The 22,518-nt window shown below is 60.2% G+C and carries 21 protein-coding genes, 1 tRNA gene and 3 pseudogenes; 15 read left to right on the top strand and 10 right to left on the bottom strand.

The window, feature by feature from the left end; all coding sequences use genetic code 11:
* The 3 genes from AC1DV9_RS19130 (at nucleotide 1) to AC1DV9_RS19140 (ending at nucleotide 2,032) form a co-directional block, all read left to right on the top strand.
* Nucleotides 1-561, top strand: a complete 561-nt coding sequence (locus AC1DV9_RS19130) for a GNAT family N-acetyltransferase (RefSeq protein WP_477949702.1) — start codon at nucleotides 1-3, stop codon at nucleotides 559-561.
* Nucleotides 562-664: 103 nt separating this feature from the next.
* A complete protein-coding gene (locus AC1DV9_RS19135; RefSeq protein WP_477949703.1) occupies nucleotides 665-1,456 on the top strand; it encodes a M15 family metallopeptidase in 792 nt (263 codons plus the stop codon).
* 75 nt (nucleotides 1,457-1,531) lie between these two features.
* Nucleotides 1,532-2,032 carry a DUF1203 domain-containing protein gene (locus AC1DV9_RS19140; RefSeq protein ID WP_477949704.1) on the top strand — a complete coding sequence of 167 codons (501 nt, stop codon included), beginning with the start codon at nucleotides 1,532-1,534 and terminating at the stop codon, nucleotides 2,030-2,032.
* A 16-nt stretch (nucleotides 2,033-2,048) separates the two neighbouring features.
* Here AC1DV9_RS19140 and ald read toward each other — a convergent pair whose 3' ends face one another.
* A complete protein-coding gene (ald, locus tag AC1DV9_RS19145) occupies nucleotides 2,049-3,167 on the bottom strand; it encodes an alanine dehydrogenase (RefSeq protein ID WP_310298873.1) in 1,119 nt (372 codons plus the stop codon).
* A 157-nt stretch (nucleotides 3,168-3,324) separates the two neighbouring features.
* Here ald and AC1DV9_RS19150 point away from each other — a divergent pair, with 157 nt between their 5' ends.
* The 4 genes from AC1DV9_RS19150 (at nucleotide 3,325) to AC1DV9_RS19165 (ending at nucleotide 7,291) form a co-directional block, all read left to right on the top strand.
* A complete protein-coding gene (locus tag AC1DV9_RS19150) occupies nucleotides 3,325-3,786 on the top strand; it encodes an Lrp/AsnC family transcriptional regulator (protein ID WP_112711921.1) in 462 nt (153 codons plus the stop codon).
* Between the two features lie 72 nt (nucleotides 3,787-3,858).
* Nucleotides 3,859-4,740 (top strand): DMT family transporter, encoded by an 882-nt coding sequence (locus AC1DV9_RS19155; RefSeq protein WP_310298869.1) that lies wholly within the window; start codon nucleotides 3,859-3,861, stop codon nucleotides 4,738-4,740.
* A gap of 83 nt (nucleotides 4,741-4,823) precedes the next feature.
* Nucleotides 4,824-5,159, top strand: a complete 336-nt coding sequence (locus tag AC1DV9_RS19160; RefSeq protein WP_112513846.1) for a PilZ domain-containing protein — start codon at nucleotides 4,824-4,826, stop codon at nucleotides 5,157-5,159.
* 143 nt (nucleotides 5,160-5,302) lie between these two features.
* Nucleotides 5,303-7,291, top strand: a complete 1,989-nt coding sequence (locus AC1DV9_RS19165; protein ID WP_477949705.1) for a bifunctional 2',3'-cyclic-nucleotide 2'-phosphodiesterase/3'-nucleotidase — start codon at nucleotides 5,303-5,305, stop codon at nucleotides 7,289-7,291.
* A gap of 42 nt (nucleotides 7,292-7,333) precedes the next feature.
* Here the strand turns inward: AC1DV9_RS19165 and AC1DV9_RS19170 are convergent, their stop codons facing one another.
* Nucleotides 7,334-8,296: a LysR family transcriptional regulator gene (locus AC1DV9_RS19170; RefSeq protein WP_477949706.1), complete on the bottom strand. Its 963-nt coding sequence runs from the start codon at nucleotides 8,294-8,296 to the stop codon at nucleotides 7,334-7,336.
* Between the two features lie 135 nt (nucleotides 8,297-8,431).
* On the opposite strand from AC1DV9_RS19170, the gene AC1DV9_RS19175 reads away from it, so the two are divergent.
* Nucleotides 8,432-9,046: an FMN-dependent NADH-azoreductase gene (locus AC1DV9_RS19175; protein WP_112387931.1), complete on the top strand. Its 615-nt coding sequence runs from the start codon at nucleotides 8,432-8,434 to the stop codon at nucleotides 9,044-9,046.
* A gap of 78 nt (nucleotides 9,047-9,124) precedes the next feature.
* Here AC1DV9_RS19175 and AC1DV9_RS19180 read toward each other — a convergent pair.
* From AC1DV9_RS19180 to ilvA, 3 genes and pseudogenes are all read right to left on the bottom strand, one after another.
* Nucleotides 9,125-10,396: pseudogene (locus AC1DV9_RS19180) on the bottom strand (GGDEF domain-containing protein).
* Nucleotides 10,397-10,589: 193 nt separating this feature from the next.
* A complete protein-coding gene (locus AC1DV9_RS19185) occupies nucleotides 10,590-10,922 on the bottom strand; it encodes an HlyU family transcriptional regulator (protein WP_112539726.1) in 333 nt (110 codons plus the stop codon).
* 37 nt (nucleotides 10,923-10,959) lie between these two features.
* Nucleotides 10,960-12,216, bottom strand: coding sequence for a threonine ammonia-lyase (gene ilvA / locus AC1DV9_RS19190; protein ID WP_477949707.1), 1,257 nt, complete (start codon nucleotides 12,214-12,216; stop codon nucleotides 10,960-10,962).
* 195 nt (nucleotides 12,217-12,411) lie between these two features.
* Here ilvA and AC1DV9_RS19195 point away from each other — a divergent pair, with 195 nt between their 5' ends.
* The gene (locus AC1DV9_RS19195; protein WP_477942806.1) at nucleotides 12,412-12,789 is read left to right on the top strand and encodes a VanZ family protein; all 378 of its coding nucleotides are present in this window, start codon (nucleotides 12,412-12,414) and stop codon (nucleotides 12,787-12,789) included.
* 33 nt (nucleotides 12,790-12,822) lie between these two features.
* A tRNA-Leu gene (locus AC1DV9_RS19200) sits at nucleotides 12,823-12,908 on the top strand.
* A gap of 5 nt (nucleotides 12,909-12,913) precedes the next feature.
* Here the strand turns inward: AC1DV9_RS19200 and AC1DV9_RS19205 are convergent.
* From AC1DV9_RS19205 to wrbA, 4 genes and pseudogenes are all read right to left on the bottom strand, one after another.
* Nucleotides 12,914-13,084 (bottom strand): annotated as a pseudogene (locus AC1DV9_RS19205) (GFA family protein); the annotation flags it as partial.
* Between the two features lie 155 nt (nucleotides 13,085-13,239).
* A pseudogene (locus AC1DV9_RS19210) lies at nucleotides 13,240-13,320 on the bottom strand (GFA family protein); the annotation flags it as partial.
* Between the two features lie 74 nt (nucleotides 13,321-13,394).
* A complete protein-coding gene (locus tag AC1DV9_RS19215; RefSeq protein ID WP_112387926.1) occupies nucleotides 13,395-13,658 on the bottom strand; it encodes a hypothetical protein in 264 nt (87 codons plus the stop codon).
* 422 nt (nucleotides 13,659-14,080) lie between these two features.
* Nucleotides 14,081-14,677, bottom strand: a complete 597-nt coding sequence (gene wrbA / locus AC1DV9_RS19220) for an NAD(P)H:quinone oxidoreductase type IV (protein WP_477949708.1) — start codon at nucleotides 14,675-14,677, stop codon at nucleotides 14,081-14,083.
* A gap of 224 nt (nucleotides 14,678-14,901) precedes the next feature.
* Between wrbA and AC1DV9_RS19225 the strand changes: the two genes are divergently transcribed.
* The 4 genes from AC1DV9_RS19225 to AC1DV9_RS19240 all read left to right on the top strand — a co-directional run bounded on the left by AC1DV9_RS19225 (nucleotide 14,902) and on the right by AC1DV9_RS19240 (nucleotide 18,076).
* Nucleotides 14,902-15,678 (top strand): competence/damage-inducible protein A, encoded by a 777-nt coding sequence (locus AC1DV9_RS19225; protein WP_477949709.1) that lies wholly within the window; start codon nucleotides 14,902-14,904, stop codon nucleotides 15,676-15,678.
* A 111-nt stretch (nucleotides 15,679-15,789) separates the two neighbouring features.
* Complete coding sequence (locus tag AC1DV9_RS19230; protein WP_112387923.1) at nucleotides 15,790-16,632, top strand: universal stress protein; 843 nt, start codon at nucleotides 15,790-15,792, stop codon at nucleotides 16,630-16,632.
* 159 nt (nucleotides 16,633-16,791) lie between these two features.
* Nucleotides 16,792-17,286 carry a xanthine phosphoribosyltransferase gene (gene gpt / locus AC1DV9_RS19235; protein ID WP_112387922.1) on the top strand — a complete coding sequence of 165 codons (495 nt, stop codon included), beginning with the start codon at nucleotides 16,792-16,794 and terminating at the stop codon, nucleotides 17,284-17,286.
* A 196-nt stretch (nucleotides 17,287-17,482) separates the two neighbouring features.
* Complete coding sequence (locus AC1DV9_RS19240; RefSeq protein ID WP_112387921.1) at nucleotides 17,483-18,076, top strand: PDC sensor domain-containing protein; 594 nt, start codon at nucleotides 17,483-17,485, stop codon at nucleotides 18,074-18,076.
* 102 nt (nucleotides 18,077-18,178) lie between these two features.
* Here AC1DV9_RS19240 and AC1DV9_RS19245 read toward each other — a convergent pair whose 3' ends face one another.
* Nucleotides 18,179-18,541 carry a hypothetical protein gene (locus AC1DV9_RS19245; RefSeq protein WP_477949710.1) on the bottom strand — a complete coding sequence of 121 codons (363 nt, stop codon included), beginning with the start codon at nucleotides 18,539-18,541 and terminating at the stop codon, nucleotides 18,179-18,181.
* Between the two features lie 126 nt (nucleotides 18,542-18,667).
* On the opposite strand from AC1DV9_RS19245, the gene AC1DV9_RS19250 reads away from it, so the two are divergent.
* Entirely contained in the window at nucleotides 18,668-22,492 is a 3,825-nt protein-coding gene (locus AC1DV9_RS19250) for a vitamin B12-dependent ribonucleotide reductase (RefSeq protein ID WP_112387920.1), read from the top strand.
* The last annotated feature ends 26 nt before the right edge of the window (nucleotides 22,493-22,518 follow it).

Consider the following 22,518-nt stretch of genomic DNA (forward strand, 5'->3'; position numbering starts at 1 on the left):
ATGGCAAAATCTCCTTCGTCGCTCTCCGCCCATATGACCCGCCTTGAAATGACCTCGCCGCCGAAGGCGAGCCTGCCGATGCCTGTCAATATCCAGACGGCCATCATGCGGACGACCGAGATCCCGCTGCCCTTCTACCGCCACCTCTACCGGCAGGTCGGGGCCCGCTGGCAGTGGGTCGACCGTCTCCGGTTGACCGATGAACAGCTGACCGAAACGCTGCACGACAAGCGCAACAATATCAGCGTGCTCTATGTCAACGGTGCACCGGGCGGCTTCTATGAGTATTTCTGTCAGGACGAGGACACGATCGAGCTGTCGCATTTCGGCCTGATCGAACACGCGCTCGGCCTCGGCATCGGCAAATGGTTCCTGCTGCAGGCACTCTATGCGATCTGGACGCTGAACCCGAAGCGGGTGCTGACCACCACCAACAATCTCGACCACCCGCGCGCCCTGCAGCTCTACCAGATGTTCGGCTTCTCGCCCGTCTCGACCGGCACCGGCATCGTCCGGCCGCTGAGCGACAAGGAATTGCTGGAGCTGGCGAAACGCGGCTGACCGCAACCGGAATACACCCTGGGTTGCCGAAAGGAGTGCAACTCAAGATGGATTAACGATCTGCTAAGCGCTATTCTCTTCCTCATCAGAGGGAGGGAAAACAATGCCGATAGGGATCTACAACCACCCGCTTTTCGGGGTCGTGAAATTCAAGACGCAGCATAACGATTGGCGGCGTGGCGACCCGATCACCTTCATCGATGGCTTCAGCTCATCCGATGTCGTCAACGTTACCGTACCGCAGCTAAGGCGAATCCCGCATACCAACGGTGGCGTCATCAAATTCCACAAGCGCGGCCAGAACCAGCTGCTGGCAGCATTTGAGGACATCGAGCGGCTCGGATTGCTGAAGCATATCGACAGCTGTGCAGGCGCTTTTTATCAGCGGCTGAAGAAGCCGGTATCTGGGGCGCTAAGCAAGGAGCCATCCAACCACTCATTTGGGATCGCTATCGACCTCAACTCGGACGACAAATGTCTCGGCTGCACGACCGCACCGCTTGCGCCGGTTTTCCAGCACCACGGCTTTCGCTGGGGCAAAGCTTTCAACGATCCGATGCACTATGAGATCGTCAAGTTCATCGACAACGACGCGCCGTCAGTCAAGGACGTGACGATGAACGTAAACCGTAGTCCTCTCGCAGCGGATGTGAAGAGCATATTCGGCGATCTTTTCGTGACGGTCGCGGATGTCGGCAAGATACCGGGGCTGAAGGTTACGGATATCGGGCCGTCAGAAGTCGCTGTGGATGCTGCTCACAGCAGCGAGACATTCCCAACACTGCGGTTCGGAGAAGTGAGTTTCGCGCCCCTGCCACAGATCCTGGGGTTTGCAGGCCTGAAATCGGTCTTCGACAACGGCACGAAAATTCTCGACGCTGACAAACTCGCTTAGCGAAACCTCACAGGAATCGGGTGGTTCGCTTCCTGATAAAGGCGCATTTCATGGCGGACCCCTGAGGAGACCGCCATGACCGATATCCGTTTTTCCGCAATGCCGACTGCCGACGCCGAACAGCTCTGGAATGGCGGCACCGATTCCTATGGCTTCCTGCCGGAAACGATGGTGTCCGATGGGCCCGGCCATCCCTGCCGTCACTGCCTTGGCAATATCGATGCCGGAGAAGAATTGCTGGTTTTCGCCTACCGGCCGTTTCCCGAGATGCAGCCCTATGCGGAAACCGGGCCGATCTTCCTGCACAAGCGCCGTTGCGAGCGTTACCAGGCCGAAGAGATCGTCCCGCCCGTTCTCAGCAGTACCGACTACATCGTTCGCGGCTACTCCGAAAACAACCGCATCGTCTACGGCACCGGCGCGGCAACGCCGACACGTGATATCCCGGCCTATGCCGGAGGCCTGCTCGAACGACCCGATATTGCCTATGTGCATGTCCGCTCGGCACGCAACAACTGCTTCCAGTGCCGCATAGAAAAGGCGCCGGACTCTCGCGAAGCCGGCGCCTTCATCTAACGTAACGTGATGGGAATTACGCTACGTTGAGGACGCTTTCAGGCGCGTAGGCTTCGTAGCCCAGTGCTTCAGCAACCGGCTTGTAGGTGACGCGGCCCTTGTGGACGTTCAGGCCGTTGCGCAGGTGCTTGTCCTCAGCAATGGCGCGCAGGCCGCGGTCGGCGAGCGCCAGGCCGTGGACCAGCGTTGCGTTGTTCAGTGCATGCGCCGAGGTGACGGGCACGGCGCCAGGCATGTTGGCGACGCAGTAATGCACCACGCCATCGACCTCATAGGTCGGCTCGGAATGGGTCGTTGCATGTGAGGTTTCGAAGCAGCCGCCCTGGTCGATGGCGACGTCGACGATGACGGAGCCCTTCTTCATGCCCGAGAGCATTTCGCGGGTGACGAGCTTGGGTGCGGCAGCACCCGGGATCAGCACGGCGCCGATGACGAGGTCGGCCGAAAACACTTCTTCCTCGAGCGCCTGGATGCTGGAATAACGCGTGTGGACGCGGCCGTTGAAGATATCGTCGAGCTGGCGCAGACGCGGCAGCGAACGGTCGAGAATGCTGACATCGGCACCCAGACCGGCCGCCATCTTGGCGGCATGCAGGCCGACGACGCCGCCGCCGATGACGGTGACCTTGGCAGGCAGAACGCCGGGGACACCACCAAGGAGAATGCCGAGGCCGCCATTGGCCTTCTGCAGCGCGGTCGCGCCAGCCTGGATCGACAGGCGGCCGGCAACTTCCGACATCGGTGCCAAGAGCGGCAGGCCGCCGCGCTCGTCGGTGACGGTCTCATAGGCGATCGCGGTCACGCCGGAGGCGAGCAGACCCTTGGTCTGTTCCGGATCCGGCGCGAGATGGAGATAGGTATAGAGAAGCTGACCGTCGCGAAGCTGCGCCCATTCGGAGGGCTGCGGCTCCTTGACCTTGACGATCATATCGCACTTTTCGAAGATGTCCTTGGCCGTGGCAGCGATCTTCGCGCCGGCGGCTGCGTAGGCGGCGTCGTCGGCACCAATGCCGGCGCCTGCCTTGGTCTCGACCCAGACTTCATGGCCATGGGCGACATATTCACGAACCGAAGCGGGTGTCAGACCGACACGATATTCATGGTTCTTGATTTCCTTCGGGCAACCGACACGCATGGAGCGTTCCTCTCATATATGCCCGCTTGGCGCGGGACGTTTTCAATGGGTGAATCCAACCACTGCCGTTGCGAAATGTCCTTGCAAAGAGGCATTGCCTGAAAGCTATTTTTCGAAGATTGTGCGGTTTCACCGACCCAAACCGAAGGTTCTTCGAATGTCTGAACTCGACAGTATCGATCTTGCGATTCTGAGAGCGCTTCAAGCAAACGCCCGGATTACCAACGCCGAACTTGCCAACAAGGTGGGCCTCTCGGCTTCGGCCTGTTCTCGACGTCTCGACATCCTGGAAAAGAACGGAGCGATCGCCGGCTATCACGCGCGCCTTTCCAACAAGGTGCTCGAATACAAGATGATCGCGATCGTCCATATCTCGCTGTCGGGCCAATTCGCCAAGACACTGTCGGAATTCGAGGCGGCGGTGAAACGCTGCCCGAACGTGCTGGTCTGCTACCTGATGTCGGGCGAGTACGACTACATTCTGCGGGTCGCCGCCCGCGATCTCGAAGATTACGAGCGCATCCACCGCGATTGGCTCTCGGCGCTTCCCCATGTCGTGAAGATCAATTCCAGCTTTGCGCTGCGCGAAATCTTCGACCGGCCGAATGTCGGCTTCTGAGACCTTGCAAAGCGCCGGGAATCCTGACCAAGCTTGTGGCAAGCGGACACTCCCACTGCCTGACTGCAAGACATGAAATCCAAGACGCAAGGCTACATCTTCGTCCTTCTGGCGCTGACGATCTTCTCGGCACAGGATGCGATCTCCAAGCATCTCGGCGGCCTCTACCCGCCGATCTTTGTGACGATGATCCGCTATTGGGCCTTTGCGCTTTTCACCATCCTGCTGGCCTCCAAGATGCGCGGCGGCATCCGGCAGACGGCCCGCACCAAGCGGCCGCTGCTGCAGGTGACGCGCGGCGTTCTGCTTGCCGTTCAGGTCGTGCTTGCAATCACCTGCTTTGCCGTCATTGGGCTGGCGCATTCGCAGGCGATCTTTGCGGCGACGCCGATCATCATCGCCCTGCTCTCCATGCCGATCCTCGGCGAGCGCGTCGGCTGGCGGCGCTGGACGGCTATCGGCGCAGGGCTTTTCGGCGTCCTGCTGATCCTGAAGCCGGAGGGCGAGTTCTTCGACGTCAAGCTGATGCTCGCCATCGTCTCCTGCTTCATCTTCGCCTTCTATGTCATCGCCACGCGTCTGGTGTCGCGCGACGACAGCTCGATGACCAGCTTCTTCTATACGGGCGTCGTCGGCGGCATCACCATGACGCTGATCGGTCCCTTCTACTGGACCTGGATGCTGCCGGGCGATTGGGGCTGGATGGCGCTGGTCTGCATGACCAGCATTTCCAGCCATTATTTCCTGATCCGCGCCTATGACATGCTGGATGCGGCAGCCGTGCAGCCGCTCACCTATCTGCAGCTCGTCTACGCCTCGATCCTCGGCGTCACCATTTTTGGCGAAAGCATCAGCCTGACCACCGTCATCGGCTCGGTGATCGTGGTCGCCGCCGGCATCTTCACCATCTGGCGCGAACATGTGGTGTCGCGGCAGGCCGCCAAAGCGCATTAGATTTCGTGCAATTTTATCGAACTGTCTAAAAAGATTTCAATTTTCCGTTGCTACAGTTCCCTCAAATCGTTTTGGGGAGCTGTATGACACGCAATCTGAACATCATCACCCGTAAGTCGGAGCGCAAGCGCTGCCGCATCTTCGGCAAGCTGCGCTATCTGAACCAGATCATCGACGCCCGCATCGTCGATCTGTCGACGACAGGCATAGCCGTCGATCTTCGAACGCCGGTCGCGGCCTCGTCGGGCAGCCGCGTCTATATCGAAGCCGAAGACCTCGGAACGCTGGACGGAATCATCCGCTGGAGCCACAACGGCCGCCTTGGCATCCACTTCGATCCGAACTCGAACGCCCGCGCCAAGGTCGCATCCTACTTCCGCTTCTTCCACCGCGACGTGAAGCCGGTATTGGCGCGCTGACGCAATCCTGAAGCCATCACCGTGGATCGGCCCGCTTTCGAGCGCGTGCCGATCCACTGTCATTTTACGGATGCACTCCCGTGCAAATCATTCTACGTTCGACCCCGGGCTGGGCGTTGCGTGATTTTTTGAAGGAGTGTTTGATGTCTTCCATTCTCGATTTACACCCGATCAGCCGCAGGTCTCTGCTGAGCGGAATCGCCGCGACTTCGGCCCTCGTCCTGCTCCATCCATTCACCGCCCGCGCCGCCGCCAACCAGGCGCATCTGAGATTGATGGAAACGACGGACATTCACGTCAACGTCTTTCCCTACGATTACTACGCCGACAAGCCGAACGACACGATGGGGCTTTCGCGCACCGCGACAATCATCGATTCGATCCGTGCGGAGGCCGCCAACTCGCTGTTGATCGACAATGGCGACGTGCTGCAGGGCAATCCGATGGGCGATTACATGGCCTATCAGCACGGCATGAAGGATGGCGATGTCCACCCTGTGATCAAGGCGATGAACACGCTCGGCTATACAGTCGGCACGCTCGGGAATCACGAGTTCAACTATGGCCTGGACTTCATGTTCAAGGTGCTCGGCGGTGCCAACTTCCCGTTCGTCTGCGCCAATCTCACCAAGGGCCAGCTGGCCTCCGACCCCAAGAAAGACGACCTGTTCTTCAAGCCCTACATGATCGTCGAAAAGCAGATCAAGGACGGCGCCGGTAAGGAAAGCCCGGTCAAGATCGGCTTTATCGGCTTCGTGCCGCCGCAGATCATGCTCTGGGATATCAAGAATCTCGAAGGCAAGGCGCAGACCCGCGATATCGTCGAGGCAGCCAAGGCCTGGGTGCCCATCATGAAGGAAGAGGGTGCGGATATCGTCATCGCGTTGTCCCACTCCGGTATCGACGGCACTGCACCCTCAGAGAAGATGGAAAACGCCTCGCTCTATCTGGCTGCCGTCGATGGCATCGATGCGATCTTCACCGGCCACCAGCATCTGGTCTTCCCCGGCCCGAAGACCTGGGAAGGCATTGCCAATGCCGATCCGGTCAAGGGCACGCTGCATGGCAAGCCAACGGTCATGGCCGGCTTCTGGGGCTCGCATCTCGGGCTGATCGACCTGCTGCTGGAGAAAGACGGCAAGAGCTGGAAGATCGTCGATTTCACCGCCGAGGCGCGGCCAATCTATCATCGCGACGAGAGCAAGAAGGTGGTGGCCGACGTCGCCGATAAGAAGGAAGTGGTGGAAGCCGCCAAGGCCGAACATGAGGCAACGCTCGCCTATGTGCGGACACCTGTCGGCAAGACTTCAGCGCCTCTCTACTCCTATTTCGCGCTGGTCGCCGACGATCCCTCGGTGCAGATCGTCAGCCAGGCGCAGACCTGGTACATCAAGCAGATGCTTGCCGATACCGAGTTCAAGGATCTGCCTGTTCTCTCGGCAGCAGCGCCCTTCAAGGCCGGTGGCCGCGGCGGCGCCGATTACTACACCGACGTTCCGGCGGGCGACGTGGCGATCAAGAATGTCGCCGACCTCTATCTCTATCCGAACACCGTGCAGGCGGTCGTCATCACCGGCGAGCAGGTGAAGAACTGGCTGGAAATGTCGGCCGGGATGTTCAACGAGGTGAAGGTGGGGTCCAAGGATGCGCCGCTGCTGAACAACGACTTCCCGTCCTACAATTTCGATGTGATCGACGGTGTCACCTATCAGATCGACCTGTCTCAGCCGCGCAAGTACGACAACGACGGCAAGGCCGTGAATGCGGCTTCGAACCGCATCCAGAACCTGCAATTCGACGGCAAGCCGATCGATCCGAAGCAGAAGTTCGTCGTGGTGACCAACAACTATCGCGCTGGCGGCGGCGGCAAGTTCCCCGAGATCGCCTCCGACAAGGTGGTGTTCCAGGCACCGGATACGAACCGCGACGTGATCGTCCGCTTCATCCACGATCAAGGCACGATCAATCCGTCGGCTGACGGCAACTGGACCTTCAAGTCCCTGCCCGGCACGACCGCCACGTTCGAGAGCGGTCCGAAGGCCAAGCAGTATATGGCTGCGGTCCAGGGCGCGAAAATCGAGGAAGCTGGCGATGCCACCGAGGGCTTCGCCAAGTTCCGGCTGGTTCTCTAAGGCGCTGACAATCTGAGGAAGGAGGCCGGCGGCAGCGCCGGCCTATTCTGCCGCTTCCTGCACCGAGGTCAGCGCCGCAAGCTGCTCCTGGAATTCGCTGTGGCTCGGGCACATCGATAGGAGATTGCGAAAGCGATCGATCAGCCAGGCGGTTGCCGGGCCCGGGGGATTGGCGATCTTGTGAAGACTGTAGATCGGGTACTCGCCCTGCTCATAGGCAGGAAGATCGAGCTGCACGAGCTTGCCGGAATTCAAATCATCGCGTGACACCGAAGCTGGGAGACCACCCCAGCCAAGGCCGCCTGCAATCAGCTGGTGCTTGATGGCGATGTCGCTGACGCGCCACGTCCGGTAGGACAGCACGTTGAAATCGCGGCCGTTGGTGATACCAGACGTATCGCGCACCACCATCTGAACCTCTTCGCGCACGTCCGAAAGCGTCAGCGGCCTGCGAAGCTTGGCAAGCGGATGGAAGGGCGCGGCGACCGGGATCATGAAGGAATGACCGATCCGCTCGGCAACCAGCGTATCGTCCTGCTTCATCAGCGCACCGCCGATGCCAACGGTCGCATCGCCGGCTGCCACCATGTTCATGACTTCACCGAGCTCGCCGACCATCAGGTTGACCGTGACCGACGGGAATTTGACACGGAATTCGCGCAGGACCATCACCACGGCCTGCGACGGCACCATGACGCTGATGGCGATCGACAGTTCAGCTTCGAGTCCCTCTTTGAGGTTCTTCACGCGGGCGCGCATCACTTCGAGATCGGCCACAAGGCGGCGGGCATCGGCGAGCATCGCGTGGCCGGCCTTGGTCAGCTTCGGCTGGCGGGCGCCGGAGCGCTCGAAAAGCTCGACCTCCAGCTGCGCCTCAAGATTGGCGATCGTGTAGCTGATCACCGATTGCGCACGGTTCAGCACGCGCGAGGCGGCAGAGAAGCTGCCGGTATCGGCAACGGTCAGAAACACCTGCAGCTGGTCGAGGGTGGGGTTCGGGAGCATATCTAATCCATCGATAGTTTCGATCTATATTATCCCAGTTTTTTAGATAGCTGGCCAGACCTATTTCTCATCTCGAAGCCACGGCAAACCTCCCTGACAGCCGCGGCGAACCCAATTCGAAATGAGGAGCCTGCCATGTCTTCCATCCTTCTTCTGACCTCCAGCCCGCGCGCTGAATCGCTGTCGACGACGATCGCTGCCGATCTCGCCAACAAGATCGCCGCTCAGAATGCCGGCAGCGTCGTTGTTCGCCGCGACCTCGCCGCCAACCCGCTGCCGCATATCGATGACCTCTTCACTGCCGCCATCCGCAAGCCTGCCGACCAGCGCACCGCGCAGGAAGCCGAAGCCGTCAAGACCTCCGACGCGCTAGTTGACGAGCTGCTGGCCGCCGACACCATCGTCATCGGCACCGGCCTCATCAACTTCAACATCTACTCGTCGCTGAAGACCTGGATCGACAACGTTGCGCGTGCCGGCCGCACTTTCAGCTACACCGAAAACGGCCCTGTTGGCCTTGCCACCGGCAAGAAGGTCTATGTGGTGCTCGCTTCGGGCGGCGTCTATTCGCAGGGCCCAGCCGTCAGCATGAACCATGCCGTTCCGTACCTGAAGTCGGTTCTCGGCTTCCTCGGGATCACTGACGTCGAGACCATCTATGTCGAAGGCCTGGCCTTCGGTCCGGAAGCGGCCGAAAAGGCAATCGGCGCCGCCAAGGCCCGCGCAGAAGAAATCGCCCTCGCCGCTTAACGGCTCGACGCATCCCCAAAGAAAACGGCCGGTTCACCACCGGCCGTTTTTCATTGTCCGGCTATGGCCTTCGGAAATTCAGCTGACCTTGACGAGACCGGAGCGGCCGACGACGCAGTTGCGGCCGCTCTTCTTTGCCTGGTAGAGCCGGTCGTCGGCGGCAGAGAGAACCGTCGTGAAGCTGACGCCGTCTTCGTCGGCCGTCGCGACGCCGATGCTGACGGTCACCGGCTTGCCGTCGGGCGTCTTGACGCTGGTGGCGATCGTCCAGCGGAGACGTTCGGCGACCAGCAGGCCTTCCTCCTGATCGGTTCCCGGGCAGATGGCGACGAATTCCTCGCCGCCGAAGCGGAAGACGCGGTCGGCCGAGCGCAGGATTGTGCCGAGGCGCGCGGCAATCGCCTTCAGCACTTCATCTCCCTGCAGGTGACCGAAATTGTCGTTCACGTCCTTGAAGTGGTCGGCATCGATGATGATCACCGTTCCCGGCAGTCCCTAGCGCAGCGCCTCGCGGATCATCACCGGCGCTTCCAATTCCATGCGGCCGCGGTCATAGACGCCGGTCAGGATATCGCGTCCGCTGCGGTCGAGCAGATCGTTGTAGCGCTCGCGGAAGGTCAGATCGCCGAAGACGTCGCTGATCGAACGCGCCGAGGACGGCAGGCGGTCGCGCCTGACATAGATTTCGTAGACTGCAAACAGCACCGTGTAGATCAGGACGGCGAACATCTTCGCCTTCCAGCCATCCCAGAAAGCCGCCAGCGGCACGTCCATGAAATAATGCAGCGCGCCGAAGAAGCCGATCTGGTCGAAGGTCAGGAGCACGAAACCGCAGATCATGAAGCGCAGGATGACCTTGCGCCTGATGTAGCGGCCGAGCCGCTCATAGAGCAGGATGATGCCGATCGAATCCAGGTAAAGCAGTGCCGTGCCCCAGATCATCAGCCAGCCCATTTCCTTGAGGAAACCGAAATCGGCTTCGTTGCCGGGCGAAAGCTGGATGGTGTGATGCAGCTGCAGGATCCAGGCGATCGCCACCGTCAGCAGATTGCCGATGAACAGACCATAGATTGGCTGGCGGACGGTTGCGGCATCCTCCTGCAGGTAAAGCATCAGGATCATCATCAGCTTGCCGGCAAAGAACACCGAAGAGCCTGGCGATGCCACGCCGAAGGGCAGCGAGACGTAAAAGACCGCCGCCAGATAGGTTTCCATGAAATGCATGACGCCGAGCGTGGCGACGAAGACGCCAAGGCCCAGGCGGTTTCTGAAATGCAGCAGCGTCACCATCAGCCCGAAATAGCCGATGGCTTCGAGGACGAAGAGGCCGAGATTGGTGGCTTCGATCATCGCGGCGCGCTCCCAGGCGAATTCCGCGCATCATTCACCGCCTGCGCAGGGCGCGCATGCGGGCGATGAGCCAGTCCGGATGGAGAGCGGGTTGGAGCAACCACGAAATGATCCTGCGATTCCCTTCGCAGCACCTTTGGCGGAAATCACTTAAAATTAAGTGACAGAAGCCCGTATCCGGCGCTAGGCGAACCTAGACCTGGCGCTGCTTGACGCCGTCGCCGAAAAGCGACACGCCGTGCTGGTCGATAATCTGCTGTGCCTTGCGCACGGTGCACTCGTTGGCATCGTCGAGCGAGGAGAACATATCGGCGCGGATGAAGGTGCGAACGAGCACATCCTCGCCTGCTCCCTTCTCGATCCGGCCTGCCAAGCGGTACTGGCCGCCTTCCTTCTGCGGTTCGGCATAGATGGCGCAGTCGCCGTAGAGCTGCGGCTCAACGGATTTGCTGCTGCCGCTGCTCGCAGCAGCCTTGTCGCCGCCGCCTGAGAACATCGAAAAAATGCTGGAGAATATCGAAGCCATGTTTCGCCTTTAACACGAGGGACTTGATGCCGCAAAGTCAAATGATCAGGTTTGCCAGGATCTCGTTTTCGGTGATGTCCTCGAAGCCCATGCCCGATTTGTCGAAGTTCTCGATCAGTGTCGCGAAATTCTCAGGCGCCTTGGTTTCGATGCCGATCAGGATCGAGCCGAAATTGCGCGCCGTCTTCTTCAGATATTCGAAGCGGGCGATATCGTCGTCAGGGCCGAGCATATTGAGGAAATCGCGTAGCGCGCCGGGGCGCTGCGCCAGCCGCAGAATGTAGTACTTCTTGAGGCCCGCGTAGCGCATGGCGCGCTCCTTGACATCGGGCAGGCGCTCGAAGTCGAAATTGCCGCCGGAGACGACGGCAACGATGGTCTTGCCGCGTATGCGCTCCGGATCCATCGCCGCAATCGCCGTTAGCGACAGAGCGCCGGCGGGCTCGAGCACCACGCCTTCGACATTCAGCATTTCCGAGATCGTCACGCAGATCGCATTCTCGGGCATCAGCATCACCTGATCGGCCGGAAAATCCTTCAACGCTGCGAAATTGAGATCGCCGATGCGGGCCACGGCGGCGCCATCGACGAAGTTGTCGACCTTGGCGAGCGTCACCGCCTCACCCGCCTCGATACTGCGCTTGAGGCTCGCAGCGCCCGCCGGCTCGGTGAAGACGAAACCGGACTTTGGCACCACGCCATCCAGATAACCGGTGATCCCGGCCGCCAGACCGCCGCCGCCGACCGGCATGACGATCATGTCAGGGACCTTGCCATCCGGCAGCTGCTGCATGATTTCGGCGGCCACCGTCGCCTGCCCCTCGATGATGTCCTCATGATCGAAGGGCGGCACCATGACGCCGCCGATGGCTTCCACGTGATCGCGGGCCGCCTTGTAGCACTGGTCGAAGAAGTCGCCATAGAGCTTGATGGTGATGAACTCGGCACCGAACATGCGCGTCTTGTCAATCTTCTGCTGCGGCGTGGTCACCGGCATGAAGACGACGCCAGGCACGCCGAAATGGCGGCAGACGAAGGCAAAGCCTTGGGCGTGATTGCCGGCCGAAGCGCAAACGAAGGTGCGTCCTTCGCCGCCTTCGGCAATAGCTTTGCGGAAGAAGTTGAACGCACCGCGAATCTTGTAGGAGCGAACCGGCGAAAGGTCTTCGCGCTTCAGCCAGATCTCCGCGCCATAGCGCGCCGAAAGATGATCATTGAGCTGCAGCGGCGTTGCCGGAAACAGGCTGCGCAGCGCCTCCCCGGCATTTTCAACATCCTGACGATTGACGGTCATCGGTCCATTCCTTATTTCGAGGGTCCGCTATGACATAGAGCGCGGGCCGAAAGAAAGCCTGAAAGCAGCCGCGGCGGTTCGGTTGCGGCAAGCATTTCTTAAGCCCGCTTTCCACAACACGGCGCGGACACAGTTTTTTGCAGTGCACCCAGGAGGCCGCGCTGCTAATGTGACGGAATGATAACACCGAAAATCATGAGACCGCTGGCCTGGCTGGTGCTGGCCGCGATCGTCTTCGTGACGATATCGCCGATCAATCTGCGCCCGCACACGATGACCACGGTCGATTCCGACCGGGCGCTCGCCTACGCCGTTACCGGCTTCATCTTCGTGCTCGGCTATCCCAAGCAATGGAAGCTGATCGTCCTGCTGCTCGCCTTCGGCGCCGTCGCTATCGAGGCGCTGCAATATTTCTCGCCCAGCCGCCACGCTCGCCTGCACGACGGCATCATCAAGGGCATCGGCGCCGCGATAGGCGCGATGGCCGCCCACGGCCTTCTGAAAATTCGTGCCCGCAAGTCGGCTCCCAAAGAGCCAGCGGACCCCGCTCCCTCCAGCGCCGCCCTTGACTGAATCGCGCCAGTCGTTGATTGAGAAGCGCGCGCTGCGGGCGTGGCGAAACTGGTAGACGCAAGGGACTTAAAATCCCTCGGCCTTAGGCTATGCGGGTTCGATCCCCGCCGCCCGCACCAAGCCTCTACTCCGGGTCCTTTTCATAGACGGTGACGCCATCGGGCAGCTTTACCCAGCTGTGCCTGCGGCAATCGTAGACCGAATCCTGTGGCGGCGGGAAATCCGGATCGGCGAAGGCGCCGACGGCGACCGCCACCGAGCGATGCTCCTCGCCCTCCTCCGTGTGATAGAGATTGCTGCCGCAGACCGGGCAGAAGCGGAAGCGAAATCTGGCGCCCTGTCGCCGGTGCGAATGTAGTCGGTGGCCCGGCCGTTCACCTTATAGTCGGGACCGAAGGCTGCGAGCGCGGCGAAGACGCTGCCGGTCCGGCTTTGGCAGGCGAAGCAGTGGCAGACACCGACGCCGAGCGGTTCGCCGTCGACCGCGATCTGCAGCTGGCCGCAGGTGCATTTGGCAATTCTCGTCGCCATGCGCGAAACTCCCGGTAACAGGCTCAGCGCGAAAAGCTGGCGCGGATCAAGGCGAAGTCAAACGACGGCTATACTCAGCGATGGATCTTCCAATAGTCGGAACCGGTCCGGCGCGAGATCAATTTCAGCGTGCCGTCGGGCTGCACCACATATTTCTCGAAGACGCGATAGCCGAACTTGTCGGGGAATTCGTGATCGACCACGTGGCCCGGCGCTGCTCCATAATAGACCACCCTGTTGCCATAGGTCAGGCTGCCGCGCATTGGCTCGGGCGGCGGCATCGTGGTGTTGCAGGCCGCCAGCGGCAGCAGAAGCATCAGAAAAACAGCGGCGCGCATCGGCGAATCTCCTTTGAAATCCGTCATTTAGGACGCGATGACAGGGCGTCACCGGCGATTGCACCATTTTTGCGCAGTCCGCCAGAATGCCGAAGGCTTTATCATCGCGTTCGAATGTGCTTGTATATTGTGCAGAACGGGGCGCTGGCGATTGATCGGCTGGCGCAAGATGCAAGAATGAAGATGCGGCGTATGTGTAGAGATTGTCTTGTGGGAGTAAGACGGTGGTATACGATTGGGATGGCGTCAGAACGAAGCGTCTGAGATTCTACAAAGCGACTGCGGCCTGTATTTTCGCAACGGCGATCGCGGCAGTGTCTTTTCTTGCCCTGACTTCACAGCTTCATAATCTGGGTTGATACGCCCAGCAAAAACGGCGCAGCCGAGGCCGCACCGTTCTCATTGATCAGCGTCAATAGGTGTTAGGCGAGCTTGGCTGCAAGCTTTGCAACGTGAGCGCCCTGGAAGCGTGCACCTTCGAGTTCGATCTCGGAAGGCTGGCGCGAGCCGTCGCCGTTGGTGATCGTCGAAGCGCCGTAGGGCGAGCCGCCCTTGACTTCCTCAGTGCCCATCTGGCCCGGGAAGGCATAGGGAAGGCCGGCATAAGCCATGCCGTGGTGCAGGAAGGTCGGGACGAAGCCGAGGATCGTCGATTCCTGACCACCGTGCTGGGTAGCCGACGAGGTGAACATCGAGCCGACCTTGCCGACGAGCTTGCCGCCGAACCACAGACCGCCGGTCTGGTCCCAGAAATTGCGCATCTGCGAAGCAACGGTGCCGAAGCGGGTACCGGCGCCAACGATGATAGCATCATATTCGACGAGTTCGTCGACGGTTGCGATCTCGGCCTTCTGGTCGAGCTTGTAATAGGAAGCCTTGGCGACTTCTTCGGACACCAGTTCCGGTACGCGCTTGACGGTGACGTCGGCGCCAGCCGACTTCGCACCTTCAGCTACGGCATAGGCCATGGTTTCGATGTGGCCGTAAGCCGAGTAGTAGAGAACGAGGACTTTTGCCATTTCAAGCTCCGTCTGGGTTGATTGGGTTTGTAACCGGTGGCGGTTCTATCAGCCGCGCGTCCATGGCACAGCCCGCCTAAACAGAACTCAGTGTTCACTGTATGAAGACGCAAAAGTGCTTGCTGTCTTATTTTTGTGATTTTTCGAACAGTTTTTCCGCCGCATTTGCAAGCGGCGCAATCGGCGCTACCTATAGCGGACGATTTTCATTCCGGACTGTTTCCATGACCAATCAGACCATCGTGACTGCCGCCATGCTCGCCATCGGCGACGAACTGCTTTCGGGCCGTACCAAGGACAAGAATATCGGCTATCTCGCCGATCTGCTGACGCTGTCGGGCATCGATCTCAAGGAGGTCCGCATCGTCGCCGACGAGGAGGACGCGATCGTCGAGGCGCTGAATGCGCTGCGCGGCCGCTACGACTACGTCTTCACCTCCGGCGGAATCGGCCCGACCCACGACGACATCACGGCGGATGCGATTTCCAAGGCGTTCGGCGTGCCCTGCGAACACGATGCGAAGGCGATGTCACTGCTCGCAGACATGTACAAGCGCCGCGAGATGGAGTTCACCGAAGCCCGCCAGCGGATGGCGCGGATGCCGCGGGGTGCTGCCCATATCGACAATCCGGTCTCGACGGCACCGGGCTTCGTCATCGGTAATGTCCATGTGATGGCCGGCGTGCCGCAGGTCTTCCAGGCGATGATCGGCAATGTTCTGCCGACGTTGAGAACAGGCGCCAAGGTGTTGTCGCTGGCGATCGCCTGCCCCTATGGCGAGGGTGATATCGGTACGCCGCTGGCAGCGATCCAGAAGGCGCATCCGGACACCAGCATCGGTTCCTACCCGCGCTATGTCGGCCAGAAATTCTCGACCGAGATCGTCGTGCGCGGCCGCTCGCAGGACGTCATCGACGCCGCCGGCAAGGAGGTGGACGCGATGATCGAGGATATCCGCAAGGCCAAGGCGATTGGCGAAAACCATTCCGCCGAAGCTTGAGGCACGCGGCTTTTTGCCGCCAAGCCTTTGATCTCAGTCAAGGAACCGGAGCACCATCGAAAGCATTCTTTAGACGCGGAAGTTCATTTCAGCCGCCCAAGGAGAATTGATATGTCCTACAAAACCATACTGGCCATTCTCGATACTGCCGATAACAGCGCAACCGTGGCAGATTTCGCGTTTTCGATTGCAGCGGCAAACAATGCTCATGTGATCGGGCTGCATGCCGAGACGCTGTCTGCGGTTCCGCTGGTTGCGCCGATGGAGATCCCGGATCCGGTTGCCGTTCAAGCGCTGCAGGACATGGCGCATTCCGAAACGCTCGAGGTCGAGCGCATCTTCCGGCAGAAGGCGGAGGCGAGCGGCGTGCCCTTCGAATGGCGCAGCTTTGCGACTGCGACCGGCTACGGCTCGGCGCCGCTGATCGAAACCGCCCGCAGTGCCGACCTGCTGATTGCCTCGCAGGCCGACCCCGCCAAGCCTTCCGACAGCCATGTCGATGTCGACAGCTTCCTGTTCGAGAGCGGGCGTCCGGTGCTGATGATTCCCTATATCCTGCGCACGCCGAAGCCGATCAAGCGGGTGCTCGTTGCCTGGAACGGCTCGAAGGAAGCGGCGCGCGCCACGCTGGATGCCCTGCCGATCCTCAAAGCCGCAGACGAAGTCGAGGTGTTCTCGGTCGATCCGGTCGATACGGCGACGCAGAGTGCCGGCATGGCGGGAGCCGACATTGCCGCAAATCTGGCCCGCCATGGCGTCAAGGTCAGCCTCGCCACTGCCGAGAGCGCCAACAAGAGCGCATCCTCGGTCATCGAGAACCGGCTTTCCGACAACAGCGTCGATCTGCTGGTCATGGGCGCCTATACCCATTCGCGGCTGTGGCAGCTGATTTTCGGCGGCACCACCAAGTCGCTGCTGCAGTCGATGACGGCGCTAACGCTGCTCTCCCGTTGATGACATCGGGGCGGGACTTGCGTTTTGACCGCAAATCCCGCTATTTCAGGCGACCGGTGACGGGTTCCGGCACTTTTCGCGCAGCCCCGGCTGCGCGATTTGCGTTTGTGTCAGTCCCAGGTCGCCGGCGGTCTTTCTTTCATGCCGTGGAGCAGCCCCATGTCCCTTCCCGATAAAGCCTTTCCCGTTTCCTGGGATCAGTTCCACCGCGACGCCCGTGCACTGGCCTGGCGCATCGCCGGGCTGAAGAAGGAATTCACCGGCATCGTCTGCATCACCCGCGGCGGGCTGGTTCCGGCAGCGATCATCTGCCGCGAGCTGAACATCCGGCTGATCGAAACGGTCTGCGTCGCCTCCTACCACGATTACGTCAACCAGGGCGAAATGGTCGTGTTGAAGGGGATCGCACCGGAACTGCAGCAGAATGGCGGCGAAGGCATTCTCGTCGTCGATGACCTGACCGACACCGGCAAGACCGCAGCCCAGGTGCGCCGGATGCTGCCGAAGGCGCATTTTGCTTGCGTCTACGCCAAGCCGCAGGGCGTGCCGACGATCGATACGTTCGTCACCGAGGTCAGCCAGGATACCTGGATCTATTTCCCGTGGGATATGGGCTTCACCTATCAGGAACCGATTGCAAAAGGCCCCAAATAAACCTAAAGATGATATTTCCGACCGGCGCAGCTGGCGCGGGTATTGATTGTTATCTTAGTAATATTGCGAACGTATAGTGGGTGCTCGGCAAGGGCATCCACAGATTACCGGCACAAGGGCGCGCCGGCAAATCTGCCCCCTGCCACAGATATATACCGGCAACGGCGTGCCTCTGGGCGCGCAGCAAGGAAGGGTAATGCGGTACCGGGGTTGGGTTATTGCGGTCGTGGCTTCAGGGCTTTCGATCCTGCCAACTGCTGTCTTTTCCCCTGCCCTTGCAGAACCTGCCTATATCTCGGTGGTCCGGGAATATGTCGATAAGGTCGTGCGGCCGATGGTCAAGGATCCTGTTGTCATGAAGGCGATCAAGGATCAGAACATCAAATTCGGAGATGTCAGCAAAACCGACATCCAGGTGCTCGATTCCACCTACCGTGCCGAGATCGAGACCGGTCAGTACCAGATGCTGACCAATCTCTCGGCGAAACCGGTCTCGCGATATCTCAAGGCCGAACAGGACAATTCGCAGGGCATCATCATTGAATTCTTTGTGACCGATAAAAACGGACTGAATGTCGGCGAGAGCCGTCCGACCGTGGATTACTGGCAGGGCGACGAAAATAAATATCTGAGAACCTTCGCCAGCGATTCGGATGAGATCTTCATCGACCGCGCCGAACGCGACGATGTCACGCAAATCCTTGAAACACAGGCAAGTTTCACGATCCGCGACGAGAATGGTGCGGCGATCGGCATCGCCACCGTAACGATCGCGCTGGACGCGATCTGAGCGTTCTTCGCATTCCGAATCGCAATGCCGATTTGGGGCGCAATAGCCATCGCAAGATTTGGAAATTCGTGTTTTTTTGATGACACCGGTATCATTGGCGGCTCAAGCCGCTGCAAGCCCTTGAAAAACAAGGCCTCCGGGCTTTTCCCCACTGTCCACAGCCCCATCCACAATATCTTGTGGTGAACGCTTCGTTAAAAACCACCCCTTGACGGAATCGCCTGTTTCAAACTTAATAGGCTTCGATGTTGCGGCGGCAGCTGGACCGGAAGTAACGAGGCCGGTTCTCTTCAAAAAAACGAGCGTAGAATCAGGGTGTTGTATCCATTGCGGGTGTGCACCTCGACGGCTTTTTCGCGCGATTTTTTGGCTCCAAAAAACAACATCCGGGGCTGGCGAAAATAAGCTGTTAATACTATATTTAGTGCTGGCAGCCATCATCACCACAAGATACAGGAATGACATCTCCGGATGGCACCCCTGTCACGATACGGATACGAGAACTGGCTGCGCTCCTTACGGCGCTGCCAGATGAGGAAACTTGCGCCTTGGTCATCGGGGACGGGGCGCGCAATCTAGAGGTTAGGCAACATGCGCATCGAACGGCGTTTTACGAAGGCAGATCAGGGCGCCTATACGGAGATCGAATTCCGCAAGGCGACCAGCGAGATCAAGAACCCTGACGGTTCGATCGTCTTCCGCCTCGAGAACATCGATGTTCCCGCGCAGTTTTCGCAGGTTGCCGCCGACATTCTGGCGCAGAAGTATTTTCGCAAGGCCGGCGTACCCGCCAAGCTGAAGAAGGTCGAGGAAAACGACGTTCCTTCCTTCCTGTGGCGCTCGGTTGCCGATGAAGCGGCGCTGAAAGATCTGCCGAAGGATCAGCAATACGGCTCCGAGACCGACGCCCGTCAGGTCTTCGACCGCCTCGCCGGCACCTGGACCTACTGGGGCTGGAAAGGCGGCTATTTCTCGTCCGAGGAAGATGCCTCTGCTTTCCGCGACGAACTTGCCTACATGCTTGCCACACAGCGCGTTGCCCCGAACTCGCCGCAGTGGTTCAACACCGGCATGCATTGGGCCTATGGCATCGATGGCCCCGGCCAGGGCCACTATTATGTCGACCCGTTCACCGGCAAGCTGACCAAGTCCAAGTCGGCCTACGAACATCCGCAGCCGCATGCCTGCTTCATCCAGTCGGTTGAAGACGATCTCGTCAACGAAGGCGGCATCATGGACCTCTGGGTCCGCGAAGCCCGTCTCTTCAAGTACGGTTCCGGCACCGGTTCCAACTTCTCCTACCTGCGCGGCGAAGGCGAACGCCTTTCCGGCGGCGGCCGCTCCTCCGGCCTGATGAGCTTCCTGAAGATCGGCGACCGCGCTGCCGGCGCCATCAAGTCCGGCGGCACGACCCGCCGTGCGGCCAAGATGGTGGTCGTCGATATCGACCATCCGGATATCGAGGAATACATCAACTGGAAGGTCAAGGAAGAGCAGAAAGTTGCTGCCCTCGTTACCGGTTCCAAGGTCGTCGCCAAGCATCTGAAGGCGATCATGAAGGCCTGCGTCAATTGCGACGGCGGCGATGACGGCGATTGCTTCGACGCCAACAAGAACCCCGCCCTGAAGCGCGAAATCCGCGCTGCCAAGAAGGATCAGGTTCCGGAAAACTATATCGGCCGCGTCATCCAGTTCGCCCGCCAGGGCTACAAGGACCTCGAGTTCAAGACCTATGACACCGACTGGGATTCGGAAGCCTATCTGACGGTTTCGGGCCAGAACTCCAACAACTCGGTCTCGATCAAGGACGACTTCCTGCGCGCTGTCGAGAACGACGGTGACTGGAACCTGACCGCCCGCAAGGACGGCAAGGTCATGAAGACGCTGAAGGCCCGCGACCTCTGGGAGTCGATCTCCTACGCCGCATGGGCATCGGCCGATCCGGGCCTGCATTTCAACACGACGATGAACGACTGGCACACCAGCCCGGCGGCCGGCCCGATCCGTGCTTCCAACCCGTGCTCGGAATACATGTTCCTCGACGACACGGCCTGCAACCTTGCTTCGCTCAACCTGCTGCAGTTCAAGGACGCGGCAACCAAGCGCATCGATATTGCCGACTACGAGCATGCCGTCCGCCTTTGGACCGTCGTTCTCGAAGTCTCGGTGATGATGGCGCAGTTCCCGTCGAAGCAGATTGCCGAGCGCTCCTACGAATACCGCACGATCGGCCTCGGCTACGCCAATATCGGCGGCCTGCTGATGTCGTCGGGCATTCCCTACGACTCCGACGAAGCCCGCGCCATCGCTGGCTCGCTGACGGCGATCATGACCGGCATTTCCTATGCCACTTCGGCCGAAATCTCTGCTGAACTCGGTCCGTTCCCGATGTTCAAGCCGAACCGCGAAGCCATGCTGCGCGTCATCCGCAACCATCGCCGCGCCGCCCATGGCGAGACGTCCGGCTACGAGGGCCTGTCGATCAACCCGGTCGCCCTGATCCACTCCGAAAACCCGGATCAGGATCTGGCCGCACACGCCAAGAGCGCCTGGGACAAGGCACTCGAGCTCGGCGAAAAGCATGGCTACCGCAACGCTCAGGCAACCGTCATCGCGCCGACAGGCACGATCGGCCTGGTCATGGATTGCGACACGACCGGTATCGAGCCTGATTTCGCACTGGTGAAGTTCAAGAAGCTCGCCGGTGGCGGCTACTTCAAGATCATCAACCGCGCCGTTCCGGAAGCGCTGCGCACGCTCGGCTATTCCGAGAGTCAGATCGCCGAGATCGAAGCTTACGCCGTCGGCCACGGCAACCTGAACCAGGCACCGGCCATCAACCCTGGCTCGCTGAAGGCCAAGGGCTTCACCGACGAGAAGATCGAAGCAGTCAACGGCGCGCTCAAGCAGGCATTCGACATCAAGTTCGTCTTCAATCAGTGGACGCTCGGCACCGATTTCCTCAAGGGCACCCTGAAGGTTTCCGACGAGCAGCTTGGCGACATGAGCTTCAACCTGCTCGACCACCTCGGCTTCTCGAAGAAGGACATCGAGGCGGCAAACGTTCACGTCTGCGGTGCGATGACGCTTGAGGGCGCACCGTTCCTGAAGAACGAGCACCTCGCCGTCTTCGATTGCGCCAACCCATGCGGCAAGATCGGCAAGCGTTACCTCTCGGTCGACAGCCACATCCGCATGATGGCGGCTGCCCAGCCGTTCATCTCCGGCGCGATCTCCAAGACGATCAACATGCCGAACGATGCTACGGTCGACGATTGCAAGAGCGCCTACATGCTCTCCTGGAAGCTCGGCCTCAAGGCGAACGCCCTCTACCGCGACGGCTCCAAGCTGTCGCAGCCGCTGAACGCCTCGCTGATCGAGGACGAAAGCGACGAGGATGCGCTCGAGGATCTGCTGCAGCAGCCGGTCGCGGCCCAGGCCGTAACGATCACTGAAAAGATCATCGAGCGTGTGGTCGAACGCGTCACCCGCGAACGTGAAAAGCTGCCGAACCGCCGCCAGGGCTACACCCAGAAGGCTGCCGTCGGCGGACACAAGGTGTATCTCCGCACCGGCGAATTCGGCGACGGGCGCATCGGCGAAATCTTCATCGACATGCACAAGGAGGGCGCTGCCTTCCGTGCGATGATGAACAACTTCGCCATCGCCATCTCGCTGGGTCTCCAGTATGGCGTGCCGCTCGAAGAATATGTGGAGGCCTTCACCTTCACCAAGTTCGAACCGGCCGGCATGGTCATCGGCAACGATGCGATCAAGAACGCCACGTCGATCCTCGACTACGTGTTCCGCGAACTGGCTGTCTCCTATCTCGGCCGCCATGACCTCGCGCATGTCGATACGTCCGACTTCTCGAACACGGCTCTCGGCAAGGGTATCCAGGAAGGCAAGACGAACCTCGTCTCGACCGGCTGGACCCGCGGCTACAAGCCGACGCTGGTTTCGAACGGCGAACGCCAGGCTGCCGGCGAACCGAAGGGTTCGGCGACCGCTGCTCCGGCCCGTGCCTCCTCGACCGCGACCGTTACCTCCTTTGCCGGCGCTGCCGCCCGCAAGCTGGAACCAACGGTTGCCATCTCCACCTCCGAAATCGTCGCCTTCAAGCGCGATTACGAGGAGCGCGCCAAGGAACTGGCCGAAGAGATCGCCGAGGAAGTGATCGAGGAGATCGCCACCGAAAGCCAGCAGCAGGCAACCGCCCTCTTCTCCGACAAGGCCGCCGCCGACGCTGCGACCGCCAAGACGGAAGCCAAGAAGGTCGAAGCCGAACGCCGCGCCCGCTCCATCATGCAGGGCTACACGGGCAACATGTGCTCCGAGTGCCAGAACTTCACGATGGTGCGGAATGGGACGTGCGAGAAATGCGATACCTGCGGCGCGACGAGTGGTTGCAGCTGATTTCTGAGCCGAGAAAGATGAATTTG

Source organism: Rhizobium sp. 01L410, from assembly GCF_056400165.1.

Excerpts from the sequence above, each read along its gene's own strand:
- AC1DV9_RS19245 (WP_477949710.1), bottom strand. The coding sequence starts at position 18,541 with ATGTCATTCCTGTATCTTGTGGTGATGATGGCTGCCAGCACTAAATAT.
- wrbA (WP_477949708.1), bottom strand. The coding sequence starts at position 14,677 with ATGGCAAAAGTCCTCGTTCTCTACTACTCGGCTTACGGCCACATCGAA.
- AC1DV9_RS19195 (WP_477942806.1), top strand. The coding sequence starts at position 12,412 with ATGAGACCGCTGGCCTGGCTGGTGCTGGCCGCGATCGTCTTCGTGACG.
- AC1DV9_RS19240 (WP_112387921.1), top strand. The coding sequence starts at position 17,483 with ATGCGGTACCGGGGTTGGGTTATTGCGGTCGTGGCTTCAGGGCTTTCG.
- AC1DV9_RS19225 (WP_477949709.1), top strand. The coding sequence starts at position 14,902 with ATGACCAATCAGACCATCGTGACTGCCGCCATGCTCGCCATCGGCGAC.
- AC1DV9_RS19150 (WP_112711921.1), top strand. The coding sequence starts at position 3,325 with ATGTCTGAACTCGACAGTATCGATCTTGCGATTCTGAGAGCGCTTCAA.
- AC1DV9_RS19160 (WP_112513846.1), top strand. The coding sequence starts at position 4,824 with ATGACACGCAATCTGAACATCATCACCCGTAAGTCGGAGCGCAAGCGC.
- AC1DV9_RS19250 (WP_112387920.1), top strand. The coding sequence starts at position 18,668 with ATGCGCATCGAACGGCGTTTTACGAAGGCAGATCAGGGCGCCTATACG.
- AC1DV9_RS19185 (WP_112539726.1), bottom strand. The coding sequence starts at position 10,922 with ATGGCTTCGATATTCTCCAGCATTTTTTCGATGTTCTCAGGCGGCGGC.
- AC1DV9_RS19140 (WP_477949704.1), top strand. The coding sequence starts at position 1,532 with ATGACCGATATCCGTTTTTCCGCAATGCCGACTGCCGACGCCGAACAG.
- AC1DV9_RS19175 (WP_112387931.1), top strand. The coding sequence starts at position 8,432 with ATGTCTTCCATCCTTCTTCTGACCTCCAGCCCGCGCGCTGAATCGCTG.
- gpt (WP_112387922.1), top strand. The coding sequence starts at position 16,792 with ATGTCCCTTCCCGATAAAGCCTTTCCCGTTTCCTGGGATCAGTTCCAC.
- AC1DV9_RS19130 (WP_477949702.1), top strand. The coding sequence starts at position 1 with ATGGCAAAATCTCCTTCGTCGCTCTCCGCCCATATGACCCGCCTTGAA.
- AC1DV9_RS19230 (WP_112387923.1), top strand. The coding sequence starts at position 15,790 with ATGTCCTACAAAACCATACTGGCCATTCTCGATACTGCCGATAACAGC.
- ilvA (WP_477949707.1), bottom strand. The coding sequence starts at position 12,216 with ATGACCGTCAATCGTCAGGATGTTGAAAATGCCGGGGAGGCGCTGCGC.
- AC1DV9_RS19215 (WP_112387926.1), bottom strand. The coding sequence starts at position 13,658 with ATGCGCGCCGCTGTTTTTCTGATGCTTCTGCTGCCGCTGGCGGCCTGC.
- AC1DV9_RS19135 (WP_477949703.1), top strand. The coding sequence starts at position 665 with ATGCCGATAGGGATCTACAACCACCCGCTTTTCGGGGTCGTGAAATTC.
- AC1DV9_RS19170 (WP_477949706.1), bottom strand. The coding sequence starts at position 8,296 with ATGCTCCCGAACCCCACCCTCGACCAGCTGCAGGTGTTTCTGACCGTT.
- AC1DV9_RS19155 (WP_310298869.1), top strand. The coding sequence starts at position 3,859 with ATGAAATCCAAGACGCAAGGCTACATCTTCGTCCTTCTGGCGCTGACG.
- ald (WP_310298873.1), bottom strand. The coding sequence starts at position 3,167 with ATGCGTGTCGGTTGCCCGAAGGAAATCAAGAACCATGAATATCGTGTC.
- AC1DV9_RS19165 (WP_477949705.1), top strand. The coding sequence starts at position 5,303 with ATGTCTTCCATTCTCGATTTACACCCGATCAGCCGCAGGTCTCTGCTG.